General features: G+C 46.8%; 1 protein-coding gene. It reads left to right on the top strand.

The window, feature by feature from the left end; genetic code table 11:
• The coding region (locus NE473_RS31810; RefSeq protein ID WP_256265700.1) for a YibE/F family protein at positions 1 to 249 on the top strand (249 nt) is incomplete at its 5' end.
• Positions 250 to 293: the final 44 nt, after the last annotated feature.

Raw genomic sequence — 293 nt, 5'->3', positions numbered from 1 at the left:
TACGCCATTGGAAGAGATATGATCGGCACCATGTGCGCGACTCTGGTCCTCGCATTTACCGGGACGGCCCTTACCATGATGCTGGTACTGATCTCATACGGTGTTCAGCCGGAGCAGCTAATGAATTCAGATTATATTGCGATTGAGGCGGCTCACAGTCTGTCAGGCAGTCTGGCTGTTATCCTGTGCGTTCCGGTGACTTCATTCTTATCTGCGTATGTGCTGGAACGAAATGACAGAACTAAATAAAAATAATTATCATTATCACTATTGCAAAGAGAGGAAGACTCTGC

Source organism: Hungatella sp. SL.1.14, assembly GCF_024460495.1.
Taxonomy (GTDB): domain Bacteria; phylum Bacillota; class Clostridia; order Lachnospirales; family Lachnospiraceae; genus Hungatella; species Hungatella hathewayi.
The sequence above is the reverse complement of the archived record's forward strand: the minus strand, read 5'-3'. Positions and strand labels throughout refer to the sequence as shown.